The organism is Cupriavidus sp. DF5525 (genome assembly GCF_040149425.2).
GTDB lineage: Bacteria > Pseudomonadota > Gammaproteobacteria > Burkholderiales > Burkholderiaceae > Cupriavidus > Cupriavidus pickettii_A.
Genome location: NZ_CP168265.1, coordinates 2,149,149 through 2,173,642, shown reverse-complemented (window position 1 = coordinate 2,173,642; position 24,494 = coordinate 2,149,149). Strand labels below are relative to the sequence as shown.

The window sequence follows — 24,494 nt, the reverse complement described above, 5'->3', positions numbered from 1 at the left end:
AGGTTACGATACTCAGGGCCTTCTGGCTTCCCGCCTGACGCGCTCCAGGTATTTTCCTGTGGTGGTATCGATCCTCACGGTGTCGCCCTCCTTGATGAACTGGGGAACAAGGACCTCCATGCCGTTGTCAAGCGTGGCGCTCTTGAAGGTGGACGATTCATGCTCGCGCAACCCCGGCGGCGTGGAAACGACCGCGAGCTCGACCTGCGTGGGAAATGCGATATTGACCGGCTCGCCCTCGTAAAGCTGCACCGGAATCCGCATATTGGGCTGAAGGTACTTTTCGTAGGCGCCGATGGCTTCAATGGGGAGACTGATCTGGTCGAACGTGTCCGGATTCATGAAGTAAAACGCGACGCCGTCCGTATACAGGTATTCCATCTCCTTGTGCTCGAGCACAACATCCTCGAGCCTGTCGCTCAGGTGCAGGCGCAGCGCTTTGATGTGACCTGTCTTCAAGTGCTTGAGCCTGGCGAACAGCGCGCCGGCCTGTTGTCCGCCGCCAGCATGGTGCTCCGCGCTGGCCACACTGTGGAGTTCGCCGTCGAGCAAAATGACCATGCCCGCTTTCAATCCGGAAGCTTCAATCATTTGCGTGCCTCTGCCCGTCGCGAGGTAACAGCTTCAGCCTGGCACTGTTGCCGAGCCCGGCCCTCGTGGCGAGGCTGAAGATTCTCATGGAGATGCTTCAGTATCCACCCGGCGCGGCGAAGCTGCAAATGCTGATGCCGCCAAACGCAAACACCACAACGAAGACGATGTACGCCAGCGCCAGCCACGGCATTTCCGCGCCTTTGCCTTGCTTGTCGGTCATTGCCTGGCCTCCAGCCCTCTTGCTCGCCCAGGCCTTCGACGCCTCTAATGTGCTCTTTCTACGGCGCACGGGCGCCGGCCTCCGTGCGCGTCGGCACAGTTCGACGTTTCAAGCCGCCGTTCACGGAACTTGCCGCGCTTCGTGCCTGCCCTATAGTAAAAATCTGGCTGGAAAGGACCGCATAATCACTGTAACGTCGGTGACACGCGGCCGTGGCGCCGTGGCAAGGATGCCCGTGATGGGGTCTGGGGCATTCCTCGCGTGGATCTAGTATCGGCTTCCGCCACCTCTGTCGGCGATGGCTGGATTATCCGGCCCGTTCCCTGGAGCTCCAATGCTCTACCAGTTCCTCGAATATCAGCGAGCGCTCTTGCATCCGCTGACCATCTGGGCCGCAGGCGCCGCGCACGCCTTCGGCAACCCTGACAGTCCGTTGGCCGGCCTTCCGGGTGCGCCGTACTTTGCCGCAGGCTACGAATTCCTCTACCGGCTCGGCGAAGCCTGCGAGAAGACCGAGTTCAACATTACGGCGGTCGAACAGGAGGGCCGCACCACACCAGTGGTCGAGCAGCTTGTACTCGACAGCCCATTCTGCCGTCTGCTGCGCTTCGCGGCCGAGCCCGCAGCTGATTGCTCCGTCGCCAAGGAGAGGCCGGCGGTGCTGCTCTGCGCCCCGCTCGCTGGTCACCACGCCGTCATGCTACGGGAAATCGTTACAACGTTGCTGCCGGACCATGAGGTGTACGTGACCGATTGGATCGATGCCCGCCGTGTGCCGTTAGCGGACGGGCAGTTCGACCTGGATGAGAATGTGGCGCTGCTGCAAGCGTTTATCCGCCTGATCGGCACCGAGCGCCTGCACGTGCTTGCGATCTGTCAATCCACCGTGCCCGCGCTGGCGGCCATTTCCCTGTTGGCTAGCGGCGGTGAGCCAACGCCCCTGAGCCTGATCCTGGTGGGCGGCCCGATCGATGCCCGCCGTAGCCCCACCGCGGTCAACAGGCTCGCGGCGCACCGGTCGCTCGAATGGTTTCAACAGAACCTGATTTACGCAGTGCCAGATCGCTACCCCGGTGCCGGCCGAAAGGTGTATCCGAGTTTCCTGCAATATGCCGGTTTAGTGGCGACGCAGCCCGACCGTCTGGTTGCTTCGCAGTGGGACTACTATCTCGAGCTCGTTTGGGGTGACAGCGCCGGTGCCGATACGTGCCGGCGCGCGTGCGATGCCTATAACGCGGTCCTTGATATGGCAGCCGAGTTCTATCTGGACACCATCCGGATCGTGTTTCAGGAATTTCGGCTGGCCCTCGGCGACTGGCGCGTGCGAGGCCAACCGGTGCGCCCGCAGGACATCCACACCACTGCATTGCTCACTATCGAAGGCGAACTGGATGACATTGCCGGCCGTGGCCAGACCCACGCCGCGCACGATTTGTGTCCAGGCATTGCCCCATGCCACAAGCGGCACATCACGGCACGCCAGTGTGGTCATTACGATCTGTTCCTGGGCCCACGCTGGCGTACCGCCATTGGTCCCGTCGTCCGGGACCAGATCCGGCAATTTGCCTAGTGTGCCTTGGCCATGCGTGCGCAGTACGCGGCATCCTCGGCCCTGGCCATGCGTGCGCAATACGCGGGATCCTCGGCCTTGGCCATGCGTGCGCAGTACGCGGGATCCTCGGCCTTGGCCATGCGCGCGCAGTACGCGGGATCCTCGGCTGCTGCCCGAGCGCAATATGCGGCAGAGGTCAGCGGGCTGCCGAATTCGCGCAGGCTCAGCGCATCGCTCGCGGCGGCCATTTCCAGCAGGCGGGCCTCATCCTGCGGGCCGTCGATGCCAACGTAGGGATCGTGGTGGAGGACATACCCGAAAATGCGTTCGCAATCGCTGGCATAGCGCCTGGTATCCAGGATGTGGGCATGCCAGAAGGCATCCACCTGCTCGCTGGGGACGGCGGGTGTGTCCGGATACTTCGCAGCCAGCTTGAGGAACTGCCGGTAGCCGCTCTCCGCCTGCTCCAGCGATTCCGGCGACCAATGCGCATGCTTCTGGTGCAGTAGCTTGGCCTTCATCCTTGAAAAGTCGAGGGCTTCGATGGCCTGCCACACGATTTCAACAGAACGGTCCTGCATGATTTAGCTCCCTGTTATTGGACGGCTTGATATTGGACTGCATAAGCACGCGCCGGACCGGCGGCAGTCAGGCGCGCATTGGTTGCGGCCCATGCTCGAAAGCTGGGCCGTTCTCCATGCGGCTGGCCAGGAAGGCGGTGATCTTCGCCGGCGGCAGCGGATGGCTGAAGTAGTAGCCCTGCACTTCGTCGCAGCCTTCGCTGCGCAGGAATTCGAGTTGCGCCTCCTTCTCCACGCCTTCGGCGACGACTTCCAGGCCGAGCCGGTGGCCGAGTCCGATCACCGCGCTGGTAATCTGCGTGTCGCTGCGGCTTTCCGGTATGTAGCGGACGAAGCTGCTGTCGATCTTGACCGTATCGATCGGAAAGCGGCTCAGGTAGGCAAGCGAGGAGTAGCCGGTGCCGAAGTCGTCGATAGCCAGTCGAACGCCCGTGCGCTTCAGGCGCGAGAGCCAGCTGGAAGCCTGTTCGGCATCGCGCATGACCATGCTCTCGGTGAGTTCAAGCTCCAGCAGGTTGCCAGGCAGGCCGGCTTGCCGCAGGGCATCGATGATGGTCAGCCTGAGCGACTTGTCGGCGAACTGCCGAGCCGAAAGATTGACTGAAACACGCACCGGCGGCAGCCCCTGGGCGAGCCATGCGGCATTCTGGCGGCACGCTTCGCGCAGGGCCCACGCGCCTATCTCGACAATGGCGCCGCTCTGCTCCGCGAAGGGAATGAAATCTCCGGGCATGACCATGCCGAGTTCCGGGTGGCGCCAGCGGATCAGTGCCTCGACCGCCGTGCACGCTCCCGACGCGAGCGCAATGCGCGGCTGGTAGTAGAGGATGAATTCGTCCTGCTCGAGCGCGCGGTGCAGGTGAGACTCCATGTCGATGCGCCGCTGCAGGGATGCGCTCATGCCGCGGCAGTAGAACTGGTAGCCGTTCTTGCCGAGCTGCTTGGCACCGTACATGGCCAGGTCGGCATGCTTGAGCAGGGTCTGCCAATCGTTGCCGTCCTCGGGGAAGGAACTGATGCCGATGCTTGCCGTCATCCGCAGTTCCGATTCATTGACGACGAAGCCGGGCGCGAGCGCAGCCTGGATCTTCGCAATGATCCGGCCCAGGATCGTCGAGTCGCCCTTGGGGTCCAGCAGCACGACGAATTCGTCGCCACCGAAGCGGGTGATCAGTTCCACGCCGTCCAGGCTCTCGCGCAACCGGTCGGCCATCTCGCGCAGCACGGTGTCGCCGGCATTGTGGCCGATCGTGTCGTTCACGACCTTGAATTCATCCAGGTCGACAAAAATGACATGCAAGGCCTGGGCGCTGGCGCGGGCACGGTTCAGCGCCTTCTCGAACTCGGCCTTGAACATCAGCCGGTTGGGCAGGCCGGTAAGGGCATCGTGATTGGCGATGAAGCGCAGGTCCTCCTCGGCCTGGCGCCTCAGCAGGAAGTGCCCGGTCTGATTGGCAATACCGCTCGCCATCGCGAGCGCGTGCGTATCAGCGCTGCGCTTGCCACGGGAATAGAGTTCGACCACGCCGAGCGTCACGTGGCCCCTGCTCAGCGGGAACGCGAACACCGTCCGGATGCCGCCCGCGTCGAGCCATCCCGCTTGCGCGTGCCGGGCCATCGCGTTCCGGTTTGCATACCATTGTGGCGCCTGCAAGAGCACAGCACCGGCCGGCCATGCGGGGCGCTCAGCGAGCCAGGGCTCCAGCGCCTTGACGCGTGCCAGGTAGACCGGCGGCAGCTTCAGTCCCTGGCTGTCGTCATTCGGCCAGAAGGCACCTGCCTCCCAGTCCATGCCGCCGAGCAACGTGTGGACAATCTCCTCCAGCACCTCGATTTCGCTGGTGGCGGTGGCCAGGTGCAGGGCAATCTGGTGTTCCTGCGCCCTGGCCTGCTCGGCAGACTTGCGCTGGCTGATGTCCTGCGCGGTTCCCCGCAGCACGGCGCTGTCCGCAAGCCCATGCGCGTGGCCAATCAGGTGCAGCCAGCCCCGGCGTCCGCGCTGCGACCGGTAGGGGCACTCGAACTCGAACGGCTGGCGATCCTGCAAGGCTGCCCGCATCCTTTCCCGCAGCACGGCGCGATGGCCGGCGTCGATCGCCTGGAACAACACGTCAGGAGTCGGTTTGTCGCCGCGCCAGCCTAGCAGGTGCGCCATTTCCCGGGAAAAGTGCGCGATGTCCTTGCCCAGATCGATGCGCCAGTCGCCCAGGTGGGCAATCTGCTGCGCCTCGGCGAGCGCCGCCTGGCTCTCGCGCAGGCTGTGCGTCATCTGGTCGGCCACGGCGACGGCGCGCGCCCGCGAACTCGACAACGCGTAGGCCAGCCAGCCCAGCAGCACGCTGATGATCAGGCCGGAAATCACCACCAGCGTCGGCAGGTAGCGCTGGGGACCACCGATTGCCCCGGCATCGGCGGCGAATTCGATCACCCAGCGCCGCCCGCCGAAATCCCGCACCGCGCTCTTGACCAGGTCATGCTGGCCCGCGCCCGTCTGGTCGTCCGCCAGTGCCGGCGCGCCATGCGCGGCACTGGCGTGGACGGCGCTGCCGCCTGCGCCCCGGCTGCGTCCCCGGGCGGCCAGTCCGGTCACACTGTCATAGAGCAGGTTGGCGGCCGAGGGGGGAGCCGGCGCCTGTGCGAAGTCTCCGGCGTCATGCACGCGGAACCGGATCCGGCGCAGATTCTCGTTGCTGACCAGGTCTTTCAGCAGATCGTCCACCCGGATCCCCGCACCGACCGATCCGACATAGGCGCGTCGGCGCGCTTCCACGGTGTCCAGGTCCGGCACCTTGCGGTACACCGGCAGGCGCAGGGCGATGCCCACATGCGGGTTCTTTGCCTCGCTGAAGATCAGGCGGCCGCTGCTGACCGACTGCCCGGTATCGCGCGCCCGTTCGAGCGCGGCCAGGCGGCGTGGCTCGGCGCCCATGTCGATGCCGATCGACGCCAGGTTGATGTCGAGCGGCTCGACATAGGTCAGCACGAAGTGGCCGGGCCGCTGTCCCGGGGGGCGGACGCTGAACGTCACGCCTGCCTCGCGCAGGATCGGATCGCTCCGCTGCCGGGCGACAAAGGCGTCGATCTCGGCCGCCGGCACATAGGGCGCGTAGTTCAGCGTCTGGAAACCGGGATAGCGCTGCGGCAGGTTCAGCCCGCTGACGAAATCGCGAAACTCACCCCGCGAGACATGGTCGCTGGCGCCGAACAGCGCCTGCATGGTCACCAGTACGTCGGTATAAAGCCGGATCCGTGTATCGATCTGCTGGATGACGTCGCCGGTATCGTTCTCAAAACGCAGGCGGATATCCTCTTCCAGCAGATTGGTGCAGAACACATAGACGACGGCCGTCGTCAGCACGCCAAGCAGCAAGGTGCCCGCCGTGATGGTGCGCGACCCAAGGCGTCCAAGCGGGCGCAGCATGCGCGCAAGCGTCTGGCGCAAGATTGTTTCCCCCGGATGTCGATGGCGGCCATGCGGCTGAGCGGCGGCCGCCCTCGACTGATGCGAAAAATGCACTTATTGGCCGTCGTTGCTCTTCGAAACTGGCCGTTTTATATGTCTTAACAATCTATAGCAACCGGGGGATGACGGGCGCTAATTATCGCGGCGCAAACACCCAACTTAAGTGGGGTGTCAATTTGAAGGCGGCCGGCGCCCGCAGCCTCCCCGCCAGAGTGCTCGCCGACCTCCGGCAAGACGCTCACTGAATTCGCGTACGCGTGGAACGACAGGATGAAGCTGACCGTGACACCTGTCGTCGAGGATCTGGCACTTGCCGCGGTTTTCGAGGCCGGCGGAATGACGTCCTGAGCGGCCGGAACGGGCTCATGGTGAATAACGGGCGCGTTACCTGCTACGGCTTCCGCCAGTACGCCTGCGCTGCCGGGAAAGGTGTGGTTCTGCGGGAAAGATCGCCTACCATGCGGTTACTCTGCTCGGGCGAAGCGTCGTTGGCGTCATAGTCACCGACCCGGGGCTGGTGCCGCCAATGCTCATCAGCGTGTTCATGGACAAGATGGTCGGCTTCGTCAATCCTTCTACTACCGACCGGCATCTATTGATCCAAATATCCAAATGAACACGCAAGACAGTACACACCGTCCATTGCCAGCGATTCACACGCGCGAGAACGGCAAGCTGGTCTCGGCGCGCGAAGCCGTGCGCCTGATCCGGGATGGCGATACCGTGGCGACGGGCGGCTTCGTCGGCATCGGCTTCGCGGAAGAGATTGCCATGGCCGTCGAGGAGATCTGCCTGTCGCACGACGACGACACGCCCGTCAGCCTGTCGAAGCCCGGCAACCTGACCCTGGTCTATGCCGCCGGTCAGGGAGACGGCAAGGAGCGGGGCCTGAACCATTTCGCGTTGCCCGGCCTGGTGAAGCGCGTGATCGGCGGGCACTGGGGGCTGGTACCGAAGCTCCAGCAGCTCGCGGTCGGCAACCAGATCGAAGCCTACAACCTGCCGCAGGGCGTGATCACCCACCTGTTCCGCGATATCGCGGCCGGCAAGCCGGGCCACCTGTCGCGGGTCGGACTGGGCACTTTCGTCGATCCGCGTTTTGGCGGCGGCAAGCTGAACGAACGCACTACCGAGGACCTGGTCGAGCTGATGCAAATCGGCGGCCAGGACTATCTGTTCTACAAGGCCTTCCCCATCAACGTCGCCATCGTGCGCGGCACCACGGCCGATCCGGACGGCAACATCACCATGGAGCGCGAGGCGCTGACGCTGGAAGCCCTTGCCATCGCCATGGCCGCGCACAACTGCGGCGGGATGGTGATCGTGCAGGTGGAGCGCATCGCCGAACGCGGCTCGCTCAATCCCCGCCAGGTCAAGATTCCCGGCGTGCTGGTGGACTGCGTGGTGCTGGCGCAACCGGAGAACCACTTGCAGACCTTTGCCACGCCGTACAATCCGGCGTTCTCGGGCGAGGTCCGCGTCCCGGCGAGCAGCGTGGCGCCGATGGCGATGAGCGAACGCAAGGTGATCGCCCGGCGCGCCGCGATGGAACTCCAGCCCAACAGCGTGGTGAATCTCGGCATCGGCATGCCCGAGGGCATCGCCAGCGTCGCCAACGAGGAACGGATCCTCGACCTCGTGACGCTCTCGACCGAGCCGGGCGTGATCGGCGGCATCCCTGCCGGCGGGCTGAACTTCGGCGCGGCGACCAACCCCGACGCGATCATCGACCAGCCCTACCAGTTCGATTTCTACGACGGCGGCGGGCTCGACATCGCCTTCCTCGGCCTGGCGCAGGCCGATCGCATGGGCAACCTGAATGTCTCCCGGTTCGGGCCACGGCTGGCGGGTGCCGGCGGCTTTATCAACATCAGCCAGAATGCGAAGAAGGCCGTGTTCGTCGGCACCTTCATGGCGGGCGGCGGCGAGTTCTCGGTGACCGACGGCAAGCTCCATATCCACCGCGACGGCACGGCCAGGAAATTCGTCCAGGAAGTGGAGCATCGCACCTTCTCCGGGCCGTACGCGGCCGCGTCGCAGAAGCCCGTGCTCTATATCACGGAGCGCTGCGTGTTCGAACTGGGCGCGCAGGGCATGGAACTCATCGAGATTGCGCCCGGCGTCGACCTGGAGCGCGACATTCTCGCCAAGATGGACTTCGTCCCGATCGTGCGCTCGCCGGTGCTGATGGACGAACGGATCTTCCGCCCCGAGCCGATGGGACTGCGTGCCGACGTGCTGCGCCTGCCGCTGGAGGCGCGCTTCAACTACGACGAAGAGAAGAACATCCTGTTCCTGAATTTTGAGCAGCTCGAAGTGAAGCGCCAGGAAGACGTCGAGGCGATCCGCAAGGAGGTCATCCGGATCTGCGAGCCGTTGGGCCACAGGGTCTACACCGTGGTCAACTACGAGGGCTTCGTGCTCGACCGGAGCGTGGAAGATGCCTATGTCGAGATGATCTCGGACATGGTGGCACGCTACTACATCGGCGTGACCCGCTTTACCACCAGCGCCTTCATGCGCGCCAAGCTCGGCGACACGCTCGCCCGGCGCGGCCTCGCGCCCTATGTCTACGAGACCGAGGCAGAAGCGAAAGCGAGCCTGCGGGACCAGCCCCGCAGCGACTAGGCTGGCTGCGCCACGGGCGCTTGCTGCGTGCAGGCTGGCCTGCAGGCTCCAGTCGACGCGGCCTCGTTACCGCGTTCTTCAGGACGTCAGGCCTTTGGCGCGGAGCCAACTCAGCCACGCCTGGTCTTCGATCTCGTACGAGCCTCGCGACTCCTTCCATACGATCTCGCGCTCACGAAGGGTGTCAATCGCATTTTGCACCGTCCCGGCGCTGACGCTCACATGCTCCGGCACAAGGGCCTTGTACGCGGACATGGCGCTCTCTCCGAAGGGAGAGAACTGGCCATCCTTGCCGGCCATGACACGCACCACCGCCTGCTGAAGTGGCGACAGCGAGGTGAAGTCGCTTTCGACGTCATGCCACAAGCGCTCCTGGACGAGCGTCGCGTCATCCTTGAGCCGGGTACTGAGGTTTGGCGATTCGTTCGCCAGTGCGATCGTGCCAATCAGGTGGCGAAGCATCTCCGGGCGGTGCCCGACCATCACGAAGGCTTCGTAGACGGCCTCCGGCTCAAGCTGATTGCCCGCGGCGAGCGCCCGGTTCACGCTCTTGGTAAATTCGTCGGTAAAGTTTCGATCAAGCAGCGGGAACGGCGTCACCTGGGAGCCGTAGAACGGCATGCGCGAATTCATGACCAGGTGCGCGAGTTTGTCCCGGCTTGAGCCGGTGAAGACCAGCATGAGGTCCGGGGCCTTGCCCGAAACGTTCATCGCGTCGCGCGCCGCCTTCAGGCCGAACATCGCCTCCACGCCCTTCTCTGTGGTCAGGGCATGCTGCGCTTCATCAACGATCAGGAGAACCGGTTTCCGGGCGCCCTTGCGCAGCGCCTCAAGGGCCTGCGTGAGCGAGACGCCCGCTGGCAATCCCGTGGCGGTGAGGTCCAACCCGAGGGTGCCCATGACCGTGATCTTGGTGAGGCCGACAGCCTTTGCGGCTTTGCTCACGACACCGTCGTGATCGGCAATCTTGTGCTTGATGGCGTCGGCGATCAGCTCGCCCGGATCGTGCGCCTTGTTCGACCACAAATCGACGTACACGGTGACCCAGCCGCGCTGCCCGGCGGCCGGCGTGAGGTCCTCGCGCAGGAACGTGGACTTCCCTACCCGGCGCGGCGCCGCGAGGAACAGGCCCGAGCGGGCATCCTGGATTCCCTCCCCGGCCAAGGCTGCGCAGAAGCTTGCCGCCAACACGGGGCGGCGAAAGGTGTAACGTTCGGAGGCGGCGGACGGCTCGGACATAGTGACTTCCGGGTGCGATTATCAGCATTTATCCTATCTTGATAAATTACCCTTTGCAAATAAATAAGGATAAATGCCTGATAAGGCACATCACGGCACTCCAGCAAGCTGGCCCTACCGCTGCTATTGCGGAAACAGCGCCATCTGGCCAGATAACAGCGTCTCGAAATCGTCGTCCAGGAACGGCAGGATCGCATCGGCAATCGGCTGGAGCTGCCTGGTGACGTAATGGCTGTAGTCGATCGGCGCCGATCGGGTTTCGAGTGGCTCCGGCCCTGCCACCGTCATCACATAGCTGATCCAGCCGCCGTGCTGATACTGGCGCGGGCGCCCCTGGCGCTCGTTATAGGCATCGGCGATGCGGGCGGCGCGGACGTGCGGCGGCACGTTGCGCTGGTATTCATCGAGTTTGCGGCGCAGCCGCTTGCGGAAAACCAGTTGCTCGTCGAGCTCGCCGGCCAGCGTGCGACGCACGATGTCCCTCACATAATCTTCGTACGGCTCGCGGTTGAAGATTTTCTCGTAGAGGGTCTGCTGGAACCGCTGGGCAAGCGGCGACCAGTCTGTGCGCACCGTCTCGAGACCCTTGAACACCATCTCGACCTTCCCATCAGGCCGTTCGACCTGACCGGCATAGCGCTTCTTGCTGCCGAGGTCCGTGCCGCGGATCGTCGGCATCAGGAAGCGCCGAAAGTGGGTTTCGAACTGGAGTTCGAGCGCGCTTCCCAGGCCATAAGCCTGCCAGAGGTGGTCGCGCCACCAGTCCGTGACGTACGCGACGAGGCTGCGGCCGATCTGGTCCGCATCGGCTTCCGTCCGGGCGCGGCGCAGCCAGACGAACGTGGAATCCGTGTCGCCATAGATCACCTCGTAGCCGCGGGCCTCGATCAGCGCCCGGGTCTGCCGCATGATCTCGTGCCCGCGCATTGTGATCGACGACGCCAGTCGCGGATCGAAAAACCGGCAACCGCTGGACCCGAGCACGCCGTAGAACGCGTTCATGATGATCTTGAGCGCTTGAGCGAGCGGCTTGTTCCGGTCACGCTTGGCGGCCTCACGTCCTTGCCAGACCTTGGCGACGATCGCCGGCAGGCAGTGCTTCGTCCTGGAAAACCGGGCACCGCGGAAGCCAGGCACCGAATCGGCATCGTCGGGATGCGCCAGGCCCTCGACCAGGCCGATCGGGTCGATCAGAAAGGTACGGATGATCGACGGATAGAGGCTCTTGTAGTCCAGCACGAGCACCGATTCGTACAGCCCCGGCCGCGAATCCATGACGAAGCCGCCAGGGCTGGCCTCCGGTGCCTTTTCGCCGAGGTTGGGCGCGACATAACCCTGGCGGTGCATCAGCGGCATGTAGAGATGCGTGAAGGCAGCCACCGAACCGCCGCTGCGGTCGGCCGGCAGGCCCGTGACCGTGGCACGCTCCAGCAGGAATGGCAACAGCTCGGTTTTCTCGAAAATCCGCGTCACCAGTTCGCAATCGCGCAGGTTATAGCGGGCCAACGCCAGCTTGTCCTGCTCGAACAGGCGGTCGATGGCGTCCATGCGGTCGTACGGGTTGTCGATCGCCTTGCCTTCGCCGAGCAGCGTCTGGGCCACCGATTCGAGGCTGAACGACGGGAAGCTCCACGTGGCGGAACGCAGCGCCTCGATGCCGTCGATGATCAACCGGCCTGGTGCGCTGGCGAAATAGTGCTGCTGGGCGTTGTGCTCGCGCCATTCCATTTCGGCACCGCCCCGGCCGAGGCGCAGCGGAATCTGGAACTGGCGTGCATGCTCGTGCAATACGCGCAGGTCGAACTGGATCAGGTTCCAGCCAATGATCGCGTCGGGGTCGTGATCGGCCAGCCACTGGTTCAACTTTTCCAGCAACCCGGGCCGTGATGCGCAGTATTCGAGCGAGAAATCGACGTCGACGGGCGTCTGCGGCGCCTGGCCCAACATGTAGACCTGGCGCTGGCCGCAGCCCTCGAGCGCAATCGAATAGAGTTCGCCGAACGCGTTGGTTTCAATATCGAGCGAGACCAGACGTAGCGTGGGACGGTAGTCCACCGCGGGCTTCATCTGGGCATTGCGCAGCACGCCGCTGGCATCCGGCTCACCGTCGAACCAGACCGGGGCGGTGATGAAGCGCTCCATCAGGTAGCGCTCGGGCGGACGGATATCGGCTTCGTAGACATCCACGCCGGCATCGCGCAGAGAGCGGCCGAGCTGGATCAGTTGCCGATGCTGCTGGCAGTACAGGCCCAGTACGGGCCTGCGCTGGAAATCCTGAAGCTTGAGCGGGCGCAGCTCGACATCGCGCTCGTGGCGCAGCAGCGCCTCGGCACGCTCACGCTGTGCTTCGGGAATAAATGCAATGGACGGCTGGCAGGACAGGCGCAGCCGGCGCGGCCCGTCATCGGTAGCCAGCCAGACCTCGACCTCGGTGCCAGCCGGCGTATCGCGCCAGTGTCGGGTCAGGATGAAACCCCGCTGAAGTGCCACGCTATAAACCTTGGAGAACCGCTTGTGGTCGATTTTAGCGGAGATGGGGGTGATCGGGACTGGTCCGGACGATAGTCCGGTTTAGGCGCGGCGAGATACGTCTGTTTCAGGGATGCCCTTGGAAACGTGGCGCGCCGCGCGCAGTGCCTGGCCGCTTTTTTTGCGACGGAGGCAAGGCGAGTGTTGAGCTGATGCAGAGACAAGTCTGCCGCCAGCGGGATCACTGATATCTCGGATCCAGTTCCTTTAAGGGTGGTTTGTAGCCGCCAAGATCGATCGGAAGCTTGCCGGGCCACCCTAAATCCGGGGGCAACCACGCTTGCCAACGCGGCCACCCGGTAGGTTCGCCGACCCTGATTTGGCCAATGCCCCCAACGATCGCGTGGGCGGCGCCCCGCTCCAATGGATCTTCGCGGCACAGGTCCGCGACTTTCAGCTTGCTCATGATGGTCTCCTGAAGGTTCATGGCGAGCGCCGCGAGTGCGGTGCTCATGCCCTGTTCAGCAGGGAGCATGCCATCCGTCGCAGGAGCATGCTGGGGCACCAGCATTGGCGGATTGACCTCTTCTGTCTGGTCCGGACCAACACCGGGAAGCGGATGGCGTTGGCTAGTTGCCGACTCGCCTATGCCGCGGTGGTCGACGCTTCGTCAGAAAGCCGTCACTTAAGGGATCACTTATAGGTGGGCAAAGAATCGCTGAATTTACCTTAAGTGGGCAGGCGGATATCTTTGGGCGGAACACCACGCAGAGGCTTCGGCACACGCGTCAGCAAGCCTTATCAGACATTCAAAAGATAGCGGAGACCCCCAACCCTGGTAGCCGGGATGGGCGGAAGAAGAAATGACGATGAGACCACGATGACTAAGCCCACCAATATCGGACGTCGGCAGTTCCTCAAGATTCTTGGCGTCGGGTCTGTTGCCGCCTCGGCCTCGGCCTTGGGCATGGGTACCGCTTGGGCACAGGCTCCGGCCGGCGTGCGCCCCTACAAGCTGCTGCGTGCGAAAGAGACGCGAAACAATTGCACCTATTGCTCGGTCGGGTGCGGCCTCCTGATGTATTCGCTGGGTGACGGCGCCAGGAACGCGAAACCCCGCATCTTCCACATCGAGGGTGATCCCGATCACCCGGTCAGCCGTGGTTCGCTCTGTCCCAAGGGCGCGGGGCTGCTGGACATCGTCCATTCGAAAAACCGGTTGCTGTACCCGGAATACCGCGCGCCGGGGTCGAGGGAGTGGGTGCGCATCAGTTGGGACGATGCGACGAAGCGCATCGCCCGCCTGCTGAAGGACGACCGCGACAAGAACTTCATCGCGCGCAACGAGAAGGGCCAGTTGGTGAACCGCTGGCTGAGTTCGGGCATGCTCGCCTCGTCGGCGGCCTCCAACGAAACCGGGGTTCTCGACTTCAAGTTCGCCCGCTCCCTGGGCATGCTGGGTCTGGACTGCCAGGCTCGCCTGTGTCACGGGCCAACGGTTTCGGCGCTGGGGCCGTCCTTCGGCCGCGGCGCGATGACGAACCACTGGGTGGACATCAAGAACGCCAATGTCGTCGTCGTCATGGGCGGCAACCCGGCCGAGGCCCATCCGGTCGGCTTCAAATGGGTGATCGAGGCCAAGATCAAGAACAAGGCCAAGGTCATCGTCATCGATCCGCGCTTCAACCGCACAGCTGCGGTTGCCGATATCTTCTCGCCGATCCGGGCGGGGTCGGACGCGGCCTTCCTGATGGGCATGGTCAACTGGCTTCTGCAGAACGACAAGATCCAGCACGACTATGTGCGCGCTTACACCAACGCGTCCCTGATCGTGCGCGAGGATTTCGGATTCGACGAAGGGCTGTTCTCGGGTTTCAATCCCGAGAAACACGCCTACGACAAATCCTCCTGGACCTATGAACTCGACCAGGTGGGGAACGCGAAACGCGATCCCTCGATGCGCCACCCGCGCTGCGTGCTGAGCCTGCTGAAAAAGCACGTCTCACGCTACACGCCCGAGAAGGTCGAGGAGACGACCGGCGTCAGGAAGGCCGACTTCCTGCAGATCGCCGAGATCGTCGGCTCGTGTTCGGCGAAGGACAAGACGCTGACCTGGCTTTACGCGCTCGGCTGGACGCACCACACCGGTGGCGCGCAGATCATCCGCGGCGCGGCGATGATCCAGCTGCTGCTGGGCAATATCGGCATGTCCGGGGGCGGCGTGAATGCGCTGCGCGGACATTCCAACATCCAAGGCTATACCGACCTTGGTCTTCTGTCGGTGCGGCTGCCGGGCTACATGGACCTGCCCACCGACAGGCAGCAGACGCTGAAGCAATTCCTGGCCGATGCCACGCCGAAAGCCGTGGTGCCCGATCAGGTGAACTACTGGAAGAACCTGCCCAAGTTCTTCGTCTCACTGCAGAAGAACCTGTTCGGCGAACATGCCACGGCGGAAAACAACTGGGCCTTTGACCTGCTGCCGAAATGGGATCGCAGCTACGACATGCTGGCTTATTTCGACCTGATGTACGAGGGCAAGGTCAACGGCTATGTCGTCCAGGGGTTCAACCCGCTGGCGGCGATGCCTGACAAGAACAAGTCCTCGGCCGCGCTGTCGAAACTCAAGTTCCTCGTGGTCATCGACCCGCTGGTGACCGAGACCTCGAACTTCTGGCGCAACGAGGGCAAGTTCAACGACGTCAAGACCGAAGAGATCATGACCGAGGTCTTCCGGCTGCCGTCGAGCTGCTTTGCCGAGGAAGACGGGACCGTCGTGAATTCGGGCCGTTGGCTGCAATGGCACTACGCGGGCCAGCAGCCGCCGGGCGAGGCGCGGCATGATCCGGCCATCCTCGGCGGCATCATGATGGAGCTGCGGCGGCTTTACGAAAAGGAAGGCGGCGCCTGCCCTGAACAGGTGTTGCACATGACCTGGGACGAGAAGACCTATCACGATCCCTGCAGCCCCCATCCCGAGGAAATGGCCAAGGAAGCCAACGGCTACGCGTTGGCAGACGTGTTCGACGAGACCGGGAAAAAGATCCTGCGCAAGGGCCAGCTTCTGGATTCGTTCGCGCAGCTGCGCGACGACGGCACGACCTCAAGCTACTGCTGGATCTTCACCGGATCCTGGACCGAGGCGGGCAACCAGATGGCCAGGCGCGACAACACCGACACCGGCCTCGGCAACACGCCGGGCTGGGCCTGGTCCTGGCCTGCGAACCGCCGCATCCTCTATAACCGCGCCTCGATGGACGAGATGGGGAACCCCTGGGACCCCAAGCGCCAGATCCTGCATTGGAACGGCGAAAAATGGGTGGGCGCGGACGTGCCCGACTTTCCGCTCACTGCGGCGCCCGGCACACCCGTCGGACCCTTCATCATGCTGCCCGAAGGCGTGGGGCGCCTGTTCTCGGTCGGCGGCATGAACGACGGCCCCTTCCCCGAGCATTACGAGCCGGTCGAGAGCCCGATCGCGAACAACCCGCTGCACGAAAAGGTAAACCACAACCCGACCGCCCGCATCTTCCAGAACGATGCGCAGCGGATGGGCAACCGCACCGAGTTCCCCTATGTCGCCACGACCTATTCGGTGACGGAACTGTTCCGCCACTGGACCAAGCACTCGCATCTGAACGCCATGCTTCAGCCCGAGCAATTCGTCGAGATCGGCGAGAAGCTGGCCTCGGACAAAGGCATCGCCCATGGCGACACGGTGAAGATCACGACGAAGCGCGGCCATATCACTGCCAAGGCCGTGGTGACCAAGCGCATGCGCACGCTTCAGGTGGCCGGGCAGGCGGTCGAGCAGATCGGAATCCCCTGCCATTGGGGCTTCGAGGGGGCGACCCGCAAAGGCTATCTCGCCAACACGCTTGCGCCGGGCGTCGGCGACGCCAATTCGCAAACCCCGGAATTCAAGGCATTCCTCGTGAACATTGAAAAAATGGCGGGAGCACAAGCATGAACTCGCAGAACATCATCCGTCGCTCGGCCTCGTCCGAGCTGACACCCGCCCCTCGAATCCGCGACCATCAGATGGAAGTGGCCAAGCTGATCGACGTGTCGACCTGCATCGGCTGCAAGGCGTGCCAGGTCGCCTGCAACGAATGGAACGACCTGCGCGGCGACGTGGAAGAGAATGTCGGCGTCTATGACAATCCGCGCGATCTGTCGCCCAACACCTGGACCCTGATGCGCTTCACCGAGCATGAGGACCAGGCGGGCAAGCTGGAATGGCTGATCCGCAAGGACGGCTGCATGCATTGCGAGGATCCTGGCTGCCTGAAAGCCTGCCCGGCGCCCGGCGCCATCGTGCAGTATGCGAACGGCATCGTCGACTTCCAGTCCGACCTGTGCATCGGCTGCGGCTATTGCGTCGCGGGCTGCCCCTTCGACGTGCCGCGCATTTCCAAGAAGGACAACAAGGCCTACAAGTGCACGCTCTGCTCGGACCGCGTCTCGGTCGGGCAGGAGCCTGCCTGCGTCAAGACCTGCCCGACCGGCGCCATCGCCTTCGGCTCGAAGGCTGAGATGCAATCCCTCGCCGCCGAGCGGGTGGCCGAGTTGAACGAGCGCGGCTATGCCAGGGCCGGCCTGTATGACCCGGCGGGGGTCGGCGGCACCCACGTGATGTATGTGCTGCAACATGCCGACGACCCGAAGCGTTACGCAGGCTTGCCGAAGGACCCGGAGATCAGCACGCTCGTCTCGGGCTGGAAGGATGGTTTGCAACCCGTCGCCGCTTTCGCCGGCGCGGCGGCGGTCGTGGGCATGGCGGCGCATTTCATGGCGGTCGGCCCCAACACCACCGAAACCGTCGATCACGACGATCACGACGCCCCGACTGACGGCGCGGCATAAGCAGAGACCGGAAATGGCGACCAGGAACGAGATGATATTGCGCACGAAATTCGCCGATCGGCTGTGTCACTGGGCGATCGTGTTCTGCTTCTTCCTCGCGGCGGTTTCGGGAATTTCGTGGTTCTTCCCGACGGTGAGTTGGATGAGCGGCTTCCTTGGCACGCCGCAGATGGCGCGGGTGCTCCACCCCTTCCTCGGCATCGCGGTTTTCGCCGGGCTTTGCTACATGTTCGTGCGCTTCGTGGGCTACAACCTGCCCGCGCGCACCGACGCGATCTGGTTCCGCCGCGCCAAGGAAGTGCTCCTGAACAAGCATGGCGGCGAACCGCTGCAGATCGGCAAGTACAACGCCGGCCAGAAGGTGCTGTTCTGGCTCATCATGGCTTCGATACTGGCCCTGCTGATATCCGGGTTGATCATGTGGCGCGCCTATTTCGCGGAGTATTTCCCCATTCCCATGCTCCGTCTGGCGATCCTGGCCCATTCCGTCGCGGGGATCGGGTTGATCCTGCTGATCGTGGGTCACATCTATCTGGCGATCTGGGTCCGTGGCTCGATCACGGGCATGGTTACGGGCTACGTCTCGCGCGCTTGGGCCAGGCAGCACCATGACCGCTGGTATGGCGAGTTGAAAACGCAAGCTGCGAAAGCGGCGAAAGCGGCGGAAGCCAAGGAGCACGGGGCATGAGCCAGCATCCGACGACGCGGGGGGCGCTGCCATCGGACGAGGCATCGCGGCATTTCGCACCGCTGATCCAGCCAGACCTTGCCGGGCTTTACAGCCGCCGGGCCGCGCGCCTGCGCGCGCTGGCCGAAGGGCACGATCTTGCCGATTACCTGCGTTTGGCCGCCCGCGTGGCCGAGGTGCAGGCGTCCCTTCTGCCAGAGGCCAGTGGGTCCGGGCAGATAGACGCCAGAGCCATCCCGCAGGAGGGGCATTGGGGTTCCCTGCTTGATCGGTTGATTGAGCGGCTTGCGCACGATGTTCCCGCCCCGGTCGCCCCGCATCTTGCGGCGCTGCGCGACCTCCCTGCGGATGAGCGCCTTGCCGCCGCCCAGGCGCTGGCCGAGGGCCGTTTTGACGTGGTTCCGGCGGCAATCGCGCCCTTCCTTTGGGCTGCGCTCTCGCTGCAATGTGCCAGCGCCGCGCGGGCGGCGCCCGTGCCCGGCAGCGGCCCGGCCGAGCACGCGTCTTGCCCGGTCTGCGGCACTGCCCCCGTGGCAAGCCTGATCCTGATCGGGGATCGCCAGGGCATGCGCTATCTGCATTGCGCGCTGTGCGAGAGCGAGTGGCACATGGTGCGGGCGAAATGCACCAACTGTGGCGCGGCCTCGGACCTTGACTATCTCAGCTTCGACACCGCCGAAGCCACGGTGCGCGCCGAAAGCTGCGGCGTGTGCCACGGTTATCTGAAGGTCATCTCACTGGAACGCGACCCGCAAGCCGAGGCCGTGGCCGATGACCTTGCCACCCTGACCCTGGACGATGCCGTGACGGCGGAGGGCTATCAACGTACCGGGTTTAATCCCTTCGCTCTGCCGGGATGAGGCGCTGCCCGCTTTGACCCGTGCCTGTTGAATGCCATCCCACTAGTCCACGGATGTCGGCCCGTAGCCAGTGACAACTGCTTGCCGTCGCTGACCGCCCGGGATGGTGTGCAGCGAGCACGCCGTTGCAGCGTGCCCGGCTTGCTGGCGCTTACTCGACTGCGATGCCTTTCTCGCGGATCACCTTGCCCCACTTGGCATAGTCCTGCTGGATGCGCTGGCCCATCTGCGCCGGCGCCTGGAAGTTGGCAATGGCACCGGCCTTCAGCAACTTGTCCTGGACATCCTTGTCGGCCAGGATCTTGCCGACCTCGCCAGCGACGCGGTCCACCACCTCTTTGGGTGTGCCCGGCGGCGCCAGCAGGCCGCCCCAGGAAACGGCGTCGTAGCCCTTGAATCCTTGCTCGGCAATGGTCTTGACGTCGGGCAGCATGCTGACGCGCTGCGGCGAGCCGACGGCGATGGCACGCAGCTTGCCTGCCTGGATGTGCGGCAGCGCGGCGACGAGGTCAGCGTACATGATGGGGACCTGGCCACCGATGGTGTCGCTGATCGCGGGCACGCCGCCCTTGTAAGGCACATGCTGCATCTCGAAGCCGCCCATCTGCTTGAGCAGTTCCATGCTCAGGTGGCCGAAGCTGCCCGCGCCGGAGCTGGTGTAGTTGAGCTTGCCCGGCTGGGCCTTGGCCTGTGCGATCAGCTTGGGCAAGTCCGTCACGTTGGGCAGCAGCGTCGGGTTGACCACCACCACGATCGGCAGGTCATAGACGGTGGCGACGGGCGTGAAGTCCTTGGTCGTGTCGTAGCCCGCCTTCTTGTACAGGTACGGCGCCAGCAGCGTGGGCGTGGCCAGCATCATCAGCGTGTAGCCGTCGGGCGCGCTCTTGGCCACCTGGGCGGCAGCGATGGAACCCGATGCACCGGCGCGGTTCTCCACCACCACCGGCTGCTTGAGGCGCTCGGCCAGCTTCTGGCCGACGATGCGCGACGCCGTATCCGTAGGCCCACCCGGCGGGAACGGCACGACAAGCTTGATCGGCTTGCTGGGCCAGGATTGCGCGAAAGCGCTGCCGACCAGCAGCGGCACTGCGGCCAGGGCCAGAATGGCACGACGCCGGGAGTGGACCATACGGGTGAAATTTCGAGTGCGCACGTTTGTTGTTCCAGGTTGAATCAGTGCAAGGGAACCCAAGCCCCCCTTGCCGGGCGGGGTTGCGCGGACGTCCATATGTGTCCGCGCGGCGCGAATGCTCAGGCCTGCTGCGGTGCCTCGGGCAGCGTCAGCACGCCGCGGGCCTGCAGTTCCTGCAGCTGGTCATCGCTCATCTGCAGCAGGTTCTGCAGTACCGCCCGCGTGCCCTCGCCCAGCGTCGGCGGCGCGTTGCGGATCGGCAGGCGCTGGCCATCCAGGCGGTAAGGCGGCGCGAACACATGCGTGCTGCCTGCTACGGGATGGGGCATCTCGCGCAGCAGGCCGCCCTCGCGGGTCCGCTCGCTGGTCAATGCCTCGTGCAGTCCCGCCACCTTGCCGCAGGGAATGCCGCAGGCCGTCATGCGCTCGAGCAGCAGGTCGCGCGCAAAGCCGCGGATCAGGCCCGTAATCAACGGGGTCAACGTCTCGCGGTTCCTGGCGCGCTCCACATTGGTGGCATAGCGGGGGTCCTCGACGATGTCCGGACGCTCGATGACCTGGCGGCAGAACTTGTCGAACTGGCTGTTGTTGCCCACGGCGATGATCAGCGGGCCATCGGCGCCCTCGAACATGCCATAGGGCACGATGGACGGATGGGCATTGCCATAGCGTGCGGGGTCGCGCCCGAGCAGCATGGCGTCCAGGCCGTAATAGCCGGTGACCATCAGCCCGCAGTCGTACAGCGCCATCTCGATCAGCTGGCCCTTGCCCTTGCGCTCGCGGCGGAACAAGGCAGCCAGCACGGCCTGTGCGGCGTACATGCCGGTCATCAGGTCCACCACCGCCACGCCGAACTTCAGCGGCGGCGTGTCGGCTTCGCCGTTGAGCGCCATGAGTCCGGCCTCTCCCTGGATCACCAGGTCGTAGCCGGGACGCTTGGCCTCGGGGCCGCTGCTGTTGTAGCCGGACACCGCGCAGTAGATCAGGTCGGGCTTGATCGCCTTGAGCTGTTCGTAGCCAAGGCCCAGCTTCTCGGCCCCGCCGGTCTTGAAATTGTGGATGACCACGTCGAACTGCGGCAGCAGGTCGTAGACAATCTGCACGCCTTCCTTGCTCTGCAGATCCAGCGTGATGGACCGCTTGTTGCGGTTCATGCTGTTGTAGTAGGTCGTCTCGGTCTTGCCGATGCGCATGCCCCAGTCGCGCGTGTCGTCGCCGCGGCCGGGGTGTTCCACCTTGACCACCTCAGCCCCGAAATCGGCCAGGACCTGGCCACACAGCGGTCCCGCAAATACACGCGACAGGTCGAGTACGCGCACGCCCTCAAGCGGGAAGTCGATGCCTTGGGATTGGTCGGGCGTCTGCATTATCTGTCTCCTTGGGCTGTTTCGAGGCACGGGCCGTCTCTGGAAAATCGTAGCCTATGTCGGGCTGGCGCCACGCGATGGCGGTAGGGTTGCCGCAGCGCAGCACCCTGGGTGCGGCGTGCCGGATTCGCGAATGTCGGCACCGGAAGCTGCCTCGGGCGTAGGTTGGTCCCCAGCGCGGTCAGCCCAGCATTCTTGCTTGGATAAATACGCTATACAATCCCCATTCACATTGACAAAATGTTCAATAAAATTTGACAGCGAGTCCCGGGCGCCAGTCGAGGCGCGGTGCGCCCAGGCATTCAACGCCACACCGGCCAGCCGTAGCCATTGACCAGGTTAACGTCGATATTAGACGTGTGCGTCACCTTGCCCTGCTTTTCGGAGGCTGCCAGCCTCGTCGATCATCGGGTAGATGCAGTGCTCCAGGATCTCCTGGCCTGATACCTTGCGGCTGGCAGGCGCGCTGCTCCAGATGCCCGCTACTCCAGGACCAGGCCACTGGTCCTGATCACGGCGGCCCATTTGCGCACTTCCGCATCGATGAACTGCGCAAAGGCGGGGCTGTCTCCCGGCTCGGGCTGCAGACCCAGCGCCGCCAGCTTGTTGCGGACGTCGGCGCCGGCCAGCACGGCGCTGGCGTCGTGGTTGAGCTGGCGCACGATGGCGGCGGGCGTGCCGGCCGGTGCCATCAGGCCGAACCAGCCGTAGCCGGTCACACCGGGATAGCCCTGCCCGGCGAAGGTGGGCGCATCCGGATAGACCGGCGTGCGCTGCTCCGACGCCACCGCAAGCACCCGCAACTGGCCCGCCTTGATAAAGGGCAGCGCCGACGTGATGGCGGTAAGCGTGGCGTCCACGCGGCCGGCGAGCAACTCGGTGTAGGCCGTCGCGTCGCCGCGGTAATGCACGTTCAGGGCCTTGAACTTCGCCTGTACGGCGAACAGTTCCGCCGTGAGATGTGGCCCCGAGCCCGCCCCCGGCGAGGCAAAGGTGACACCCTCCGCCTTCGCCCGCGCCATCCGCACGAAATCCGCCACCGAGCGTACCGGGGAATCCGCCTTGACGATCAGGAAGACCGGGCCGATCACGCGCGGGCCCACCGCAACGAAATCCTTGTGGATGTCGTATTGCTGCGGCAGGCCCGCCGCCGTGTTGATGGCAAGCGGCGCCGCGGCCCACAGCAGGGTATAGCCGTCGGGGGCGGCACGCGCCAGCGTTTCGTTGGCGACGCGGGTGCCGGCGCCCGGCTTGTTCTCGACCACGAACGGCTGGCCGTACTTGCGGCTCAGCGCTTCTGCCAGCAGACGGGCCGAGGTGTCGTTGGAACCGCCGGGGCCATAAGGGGAAATCACCCGCACGGTCCGACCCGGGTACCCCTGAGCCCGCGCGGCCAGCGGCACAAGGGCAGGTGCCGCGGCCAGCAACAGAAGGCCCGGCACACGTCCGAGCATGGCCCTGCGTGACATCGTGTTGGCTGCAGTCATCATGCCTCCGCGGCGTGGATGCTCGGATAGGAGAAGGTTTTGCCCAGATGCGCCTCGCCTGGCACGTAGAGCCGCAAGGCCACGTAGAAGGGGCCGGCGGGCGCGGGCAGCCAGTTGCCGTGGCGCCCCGGATCGCGCGGCGGCGCGGCGCCCAGATACAGGCGCAGGCTGCCGTCCGGCTCATGGCGCAGGCTCGGCGAACGGTCGCCCAGCGAATAGCGGCCGATCGGGTTATCCACCAGCATGCAGTCGCCCTTGTCGTACATGGTCAGGGACCAGAACGCGCCCGCTTCGGGCAGCTGGCCGGACGGAAACACCAGCTCGTGCGGCTGGCGACCGTCGAGTGGACGGCCCTGCGCGTCACAGTCGGCGACGATGTACATGGCCTCTTCCATGCCCAGCGCGCCGATATAGTTGCGCGCCACCTGCGCCCGCTCGGCATAGCGCGACCCGAACGAAGCCCCGATCTCGACCGGCAGCGTCCAGCCCCCACCCAGTTCGGAAGGCATCGGCCTGGCCAGCTCGGCGAGGACCTGCTCCAATGCACCGGCTAGATGCTCCACCTGCGATGCGTCCAGCGGCGTGCCCGCGCACGCTGCGCCAAGGCCGAGCGCGGCAAAGTCCTGCACGGTCGCTGCCTCGGCGGCTGGCGGCGGATTCTCGCGCAACGCGCGGTTCACCACTTCAGCGTAGCGCTGCACGTGCTCCGGCGACGCCCCCAGCTCCTCGCCCGGCTGCATGCCCACGTCGCAGGCGCGTACGGCATCGCCCCCGTCCGGCAGCGTCAGCCGGATGCGGTCCTGCAACGCGTGCACCGCGGGCAGGTCGTCCGGGCCATCCACCAGCAGCCGGCCCAGCAGCCACACCGCATGGGTCGGGCAGGCAATGGCAGTGGCGCCAGGCGGCAGCTCGCCCTGCCAGTCCGGGCCATGCAACAGGTAGCGTCCGGCTTGCGTGCCGGTGGTACGGCTGCCGATATACCCAAAGGGGTTGGTGTAGAAATCGAGCAGGCCGAGCACGTAGTAGCGGCCGGCGCTGTCCGGCACCTCAAGCAGCAGCGGTCCCTGCGACAGGTCGAGCCAGGCATTGCTGTAGAGCGTGTCGTTGTTGGGCGTGACCACCTGCCGGTGCTGCGGCCCGAGCAGCTGGCGCGTGTGGATGAAATGATTGACCCAGCGCAGGGTGCCATCGGGCCGCTCGTCGGCAAAGGCTCCTTCGCGCCGGCGGCGCGGACAGGTGGCGGCGCGCATGCGCGCCATCTCGTAAAGCGGCAGGGTGTACAGCACGGCATCGCGGGCCAGAGCGAGGCTGCGGGAATCGGCTTGGGATCGGGTCATCGGGCTCGCCC

Annotated in this window: 17 protein-coding genes; 6 read left to right on the top strand and 11 right to left on the bottom strand. The window is 64.7% G+C overall.

Translation table 11 applies throughout. The annotated features are described in order from the left end of the window. Positions 1–12: 12 nt before the first annotated feature. Together ABNX08_RS10190 and ABNX08_RS10185 are read right to left on the bottom strand one after the other, a co-directional pair. Positions 13–591: an elongation factor P gene (locus ABNX08_RS10190; protein ID WP_022535106.1), complete on the bottom strand. Its 579-nt coding sequence runs from the start codon at positions 589–591 to the stop codon at positions 13–15. 97 nt (positions 592–688) lie between these two features. Beyond that, positions 689–814, bottom strand: a complete 126-nt coding sequence (locus ABNX08_RS10185) for a hypothetical protein (RefSeq protein WP_349607225.1) — start codon at positions 812–814, stop codon at positions 689–691. 334 nt (positions 815–1,148) lie between these two features. On the opposite strand from ABNX08_RS10185, the gene phaZ reads away from it, so the two are divergent. Continuing rightward, positions 1,149–2,384 (top strand): polyhydroxyalkanoate depolymerase, encoded by a 1,236-nt coding sequence (gene phaZ, locus ABNX08_RS10180; RefSeq protein ID WP_349607226.1) that lies wholly within the window; start codon positions 1,149–1,151, stop codon positions 2,382–2,384. Here phaZ and ABNX08_RS10175 read toward each other — a convergent pair. After that, positions 2,381–2,947 carry a hypothetical protein gene (locus tag ABNX08_RS10175; protein WP_349607227.1) on the bottom strand — a complete coding sequence of 189 codons (567 nt, stop codon included), beginning with the start codon at positions 2,945–2,947 and terminating at the stop codon, positions 2,381–2,383. The two genes, phaZ and ABNX08_RS10175, sit on opposite strands and share 4 nt — an antisense overlap. A gap of 67 nt (positions 2,948–3,014) precedes the next feature. Continuing rightward, entirely contained in the window at positions 3,015–6,389 is a 3,375-nt protein-coding gene (locus tag ABNX08_RS10170) for an EAL domain-containing protein (RefSeq protein ID WP_349607228.1), read from the bottom strand. Between the two features lie 633 nt (positions 6,390–7,022). Between ABNX08_RS10170 and ABNX08_RS10165 the strand changes: the two genes are divergently transcribed. Further along, on the top strand, positions 7,023–9,038 hold the full coding sequence (locus ABNX08_RS10165; RefSeq protein ID WP_022535101.1) for an acyl CoA:acetate/3-ketoacid CoA transferase: 2,016 nt from the start codon (positions 7,023–7,025) through the stop codon (positions 9,036–9,038). 78 nt (positions 9,039–9,116) lie between these two features. Here the strand turns inward: ABNX08_RS10165 and ABNX08_RS10160 are convergent, their stop codons facing one another. From ABNX08_RS10160 to ABNX08_RS10150, 3 genes are all read right to left on the bottom strand, one after another. Then, a complete protein-coding gene (locus ABNX08_RS10160; protein ID WP_022535100.1) occupies positions 9,117–10,277 on the bottom strand; it encodes a hypothetical protein in 1,161 nt (386 codons plus the stop codon). Positions 10,278–10,400: 123 nt separating this feature from the next. Next, on the bottom strand, positions 10,401–12,767 hold the full coding sequence (locus ABNX08_RS10155; RefSeq protein ID WP_349607229.1) for a DNA polymerase II: 2,367 nt from the start codon (positions 12,765–12,767) through the stop codon (positions 10,401–10,403). Positions 12,768–12,987: 220 nt separating this feature from the next. Then, entirely contained in the window at positions 12,988–13,260 is a 273-nt protein-coding gene (locus tag ABNX08_RS10150) for a hypothetical protein (protein ID WP_349607230.1), read from the bottom strand. Positions 13,261–13,626: 366 nt separating this feature from the next. On the opposite strand from ABNX08_RS10150, the gene fdnG reads away from it, so the two are divergent. From fdnG to fdhE, 4 genes are read left to right on the top strand one after another with little or no spacing between them, the layout of a single operon-like run. Next, positions 13,627–16,716: a formate dehydrogenase-N subunit alpha gene (gene fdnG / locus ABNX08_RS10145; protein ID WP_349607231.1), complete on the top strand. Its 3,090-nt coding sequence runs from the start codon at positions 13,627–13,629 to the stop codon at positions 16,714–16,716. Then, complete coding sequence (gene fdxH / locus ABNX08_RS10140) at positions 16,713–17,612, top strand: formate dehydrogenase subunit beta (protein ID WP_022535096.1); 900 nt, start codon at positions 16,713–16,715, stop codon at positions 17,610–17,612. Before fdnG ends, fdxH begins: the two co-directional genes overlap by 4 nt. A 13-nt stretch (positions 17,613–17,625) precedes the next feature. After that, positions 17,626–18,300, top strand: a complete 675-nt coding sequence (locus ABNX08_RS10135; protein ID WP_022535095.1) for a formate dehydrogenase subunit gamma — start codon at positions 17,626–17,628, stop codon at positions 18,298–18,300. Beyond that, positions 18,297–19,160, top strand: a complete 864-nt coding sequence (gene fdhE / locus ABNX08_RS10130) for a formate dehydrogenase accessory protein FdhE (protein ID WP_349607232.1) — start codon at positions 18,297–18,299, stop codon at positions 19,158–19,160. The genes ABNX08_RS10135 and fdhE overlap by 4 nt, the downstream gene beginning before the upstream one ends. Positions 19,161–19,311: 151 nt before the next feature. Here fdhE and ABNX08_RS10125 read toward each other — a convergent pair whose 3' ends face one another. The 4 genes from ABNX08_RS10125 to ABNX08_RS10110 all read right to left on the bottom strand — a co-directional run bounded on the left by ABNX08_RS10125 (position 19,312) and on the right by ABNX08_RS10110 (position 24,483). Beyond that, positions 19,312–20,289, bottom strand: a complete 978-nt coding sequence (locus tag ABNX08_RS10125) for a tripartite tricarboxylate transporter substrate binding protein (RefSeq protein WP_022535093.1) — start codon at positions 20,287–20,289, stop codon at positions 19,312–19,314. A gap of 122 nt (positions 20,290–20,411) precedes the next feature. Further along, positions 20,412–21,659 (bottom strand): CaiB/BaiF CoA-transferase family protein, encoded by a 1,248-nt coding sequence (locus ABNX08_RS10120; protein WP_022535092.1) that lies wholly within the window; start codon positions 21,657–21,659, stop codon positions 20,412–20,414. A 482-nt stretch (positions 21,660–22,141) separates the two neighbouring features. Beyond that, positions 22,142–23,128: a tripartite tricarboxylate transporter substrate binding protein gene (locus ABNX08_RS10115; protein ID WP_041681444.1), complete on the bottom strand. Its 987-nt coding sequence runs from the start codon at positions 23,126–23,128 to the stop codon at positions 22,142–22,144. Positions 23,129–23,145: 17 nt separating this feature from the next. Beyond that, on the bottom strand, positions 23,146–24,483 hold the full coding sequence (locus tag ABNX08_RS10110) for a DUF1254 domain-containing protein (RefSeq protein ID WP_349607233.1): 1,338 nt from the start codon (positions 24,481–24,483) through the stop codon (positions 23,146–23,148). Between the last annotated feature and the right edge of the window lie 11 nt (positions 24,484–24,494).

Coding starts and splice junctions, on each gene's coding strand:
- ABNX08_RS10115 (WP_041681444.1), bottom strand. CDS start 23,128: ATGTCACGCAGGGCCATGCTCGGACGTGTGCCGGGCCTTCTGTTGCTG.
- ABNX08_RS10190 (WP_022535106.1), bottom strand. CDS start 591: ATGATTGAAGCTTCCGGATTGAAAGCGGGCATGGTCATTTTGCTCGAC.
- fdxH (WP_022535096.1), top strand. CDS start 16,713: ATGAACTCGCAGAACATCATCCGTCGCTCGGCCTCGTCCGAGCTGACA.
- ABNX08_RS10125 (WP_022535093.1), bottom strand. CDS start 20,289: ATGGTCCACTCCCGGCGTCGTGCCATTCTGGCCCTGGCCGCAGTGCCG.
- ABNX08_RS10165 (WP_022535101.1), top strand. CDS start 7,023: ATGAACACGCAAGACAGTACACACCGTCCATTGCCAGCGATTCACACG.
- ABNX08_RS10135 (WP_022535095.1), top strand. CDS start 17,626: ATGGCGACCAGGAACGAGATGATATTGCGCACGAAATTCGCCGATCGG.
- fdhE (WP_349607232.1), top strand. CDS start 18,297: ATGAGCCAGCATCCGACGACGCGGGGGGCGCTGCCATCGGACGAGGCA.
- ABNX08_RS10175 (WP_349607227.1), bottom strand. CDS start 2,947: ATGCAGGACCGTTCTGTTGAAATCGTGTGGCAGGCCATCGAAGCCCTC.
- ABNX08_RS10110 (WP_349607233.1), bottom strand. CDS start 24,483: ATGACCCGATCCCAAGCCGATTCCCGCAGCCTCGCTCTGGCCCGCGAT.
- fdnG (WP_349607231.1), top strand. CDS start 13,627: ATGACTAAGCCCACCAATATCGGACGTCGGCAGTTCCTCAAGATTCTT.
- phaZ (WP_349607226.1), top strand. CDS start 1,149: ATGCTCTACCAGTTCCTCGAATATCAGCGAGCGCTCTTGCATCCGCTG.
- ABNX08_RS10185 (WP_349607225.1), bottom strand. CDS start 814: ATGACCGACAAGCAAGGCAAAGGCGCGGAAATGCCGTGGCTGGCGCTG.
- ABNX08_RS10150 (WP_349607230.1), bottom strand. CDS start 13,260: ATGAGCACCGCACTCGCGGCGCTCGCCATGAACCTTCAGGAGACCATC.
- ABNX08_RS10120 (WP_022535092.1), bottom strand. CDS start 21,659: ATGCAGACGCCCGACCAATCCCAAGGCATCGACTTCCCGCTTGAGGGC.
- ABNX08_RS10160 (WP_022535100.1), bottom strand. CDS start 10,277: ATGTCCGAGCCGTCCGCCGCCTCCGAACGTTACACCTTTCGCCGCCCC.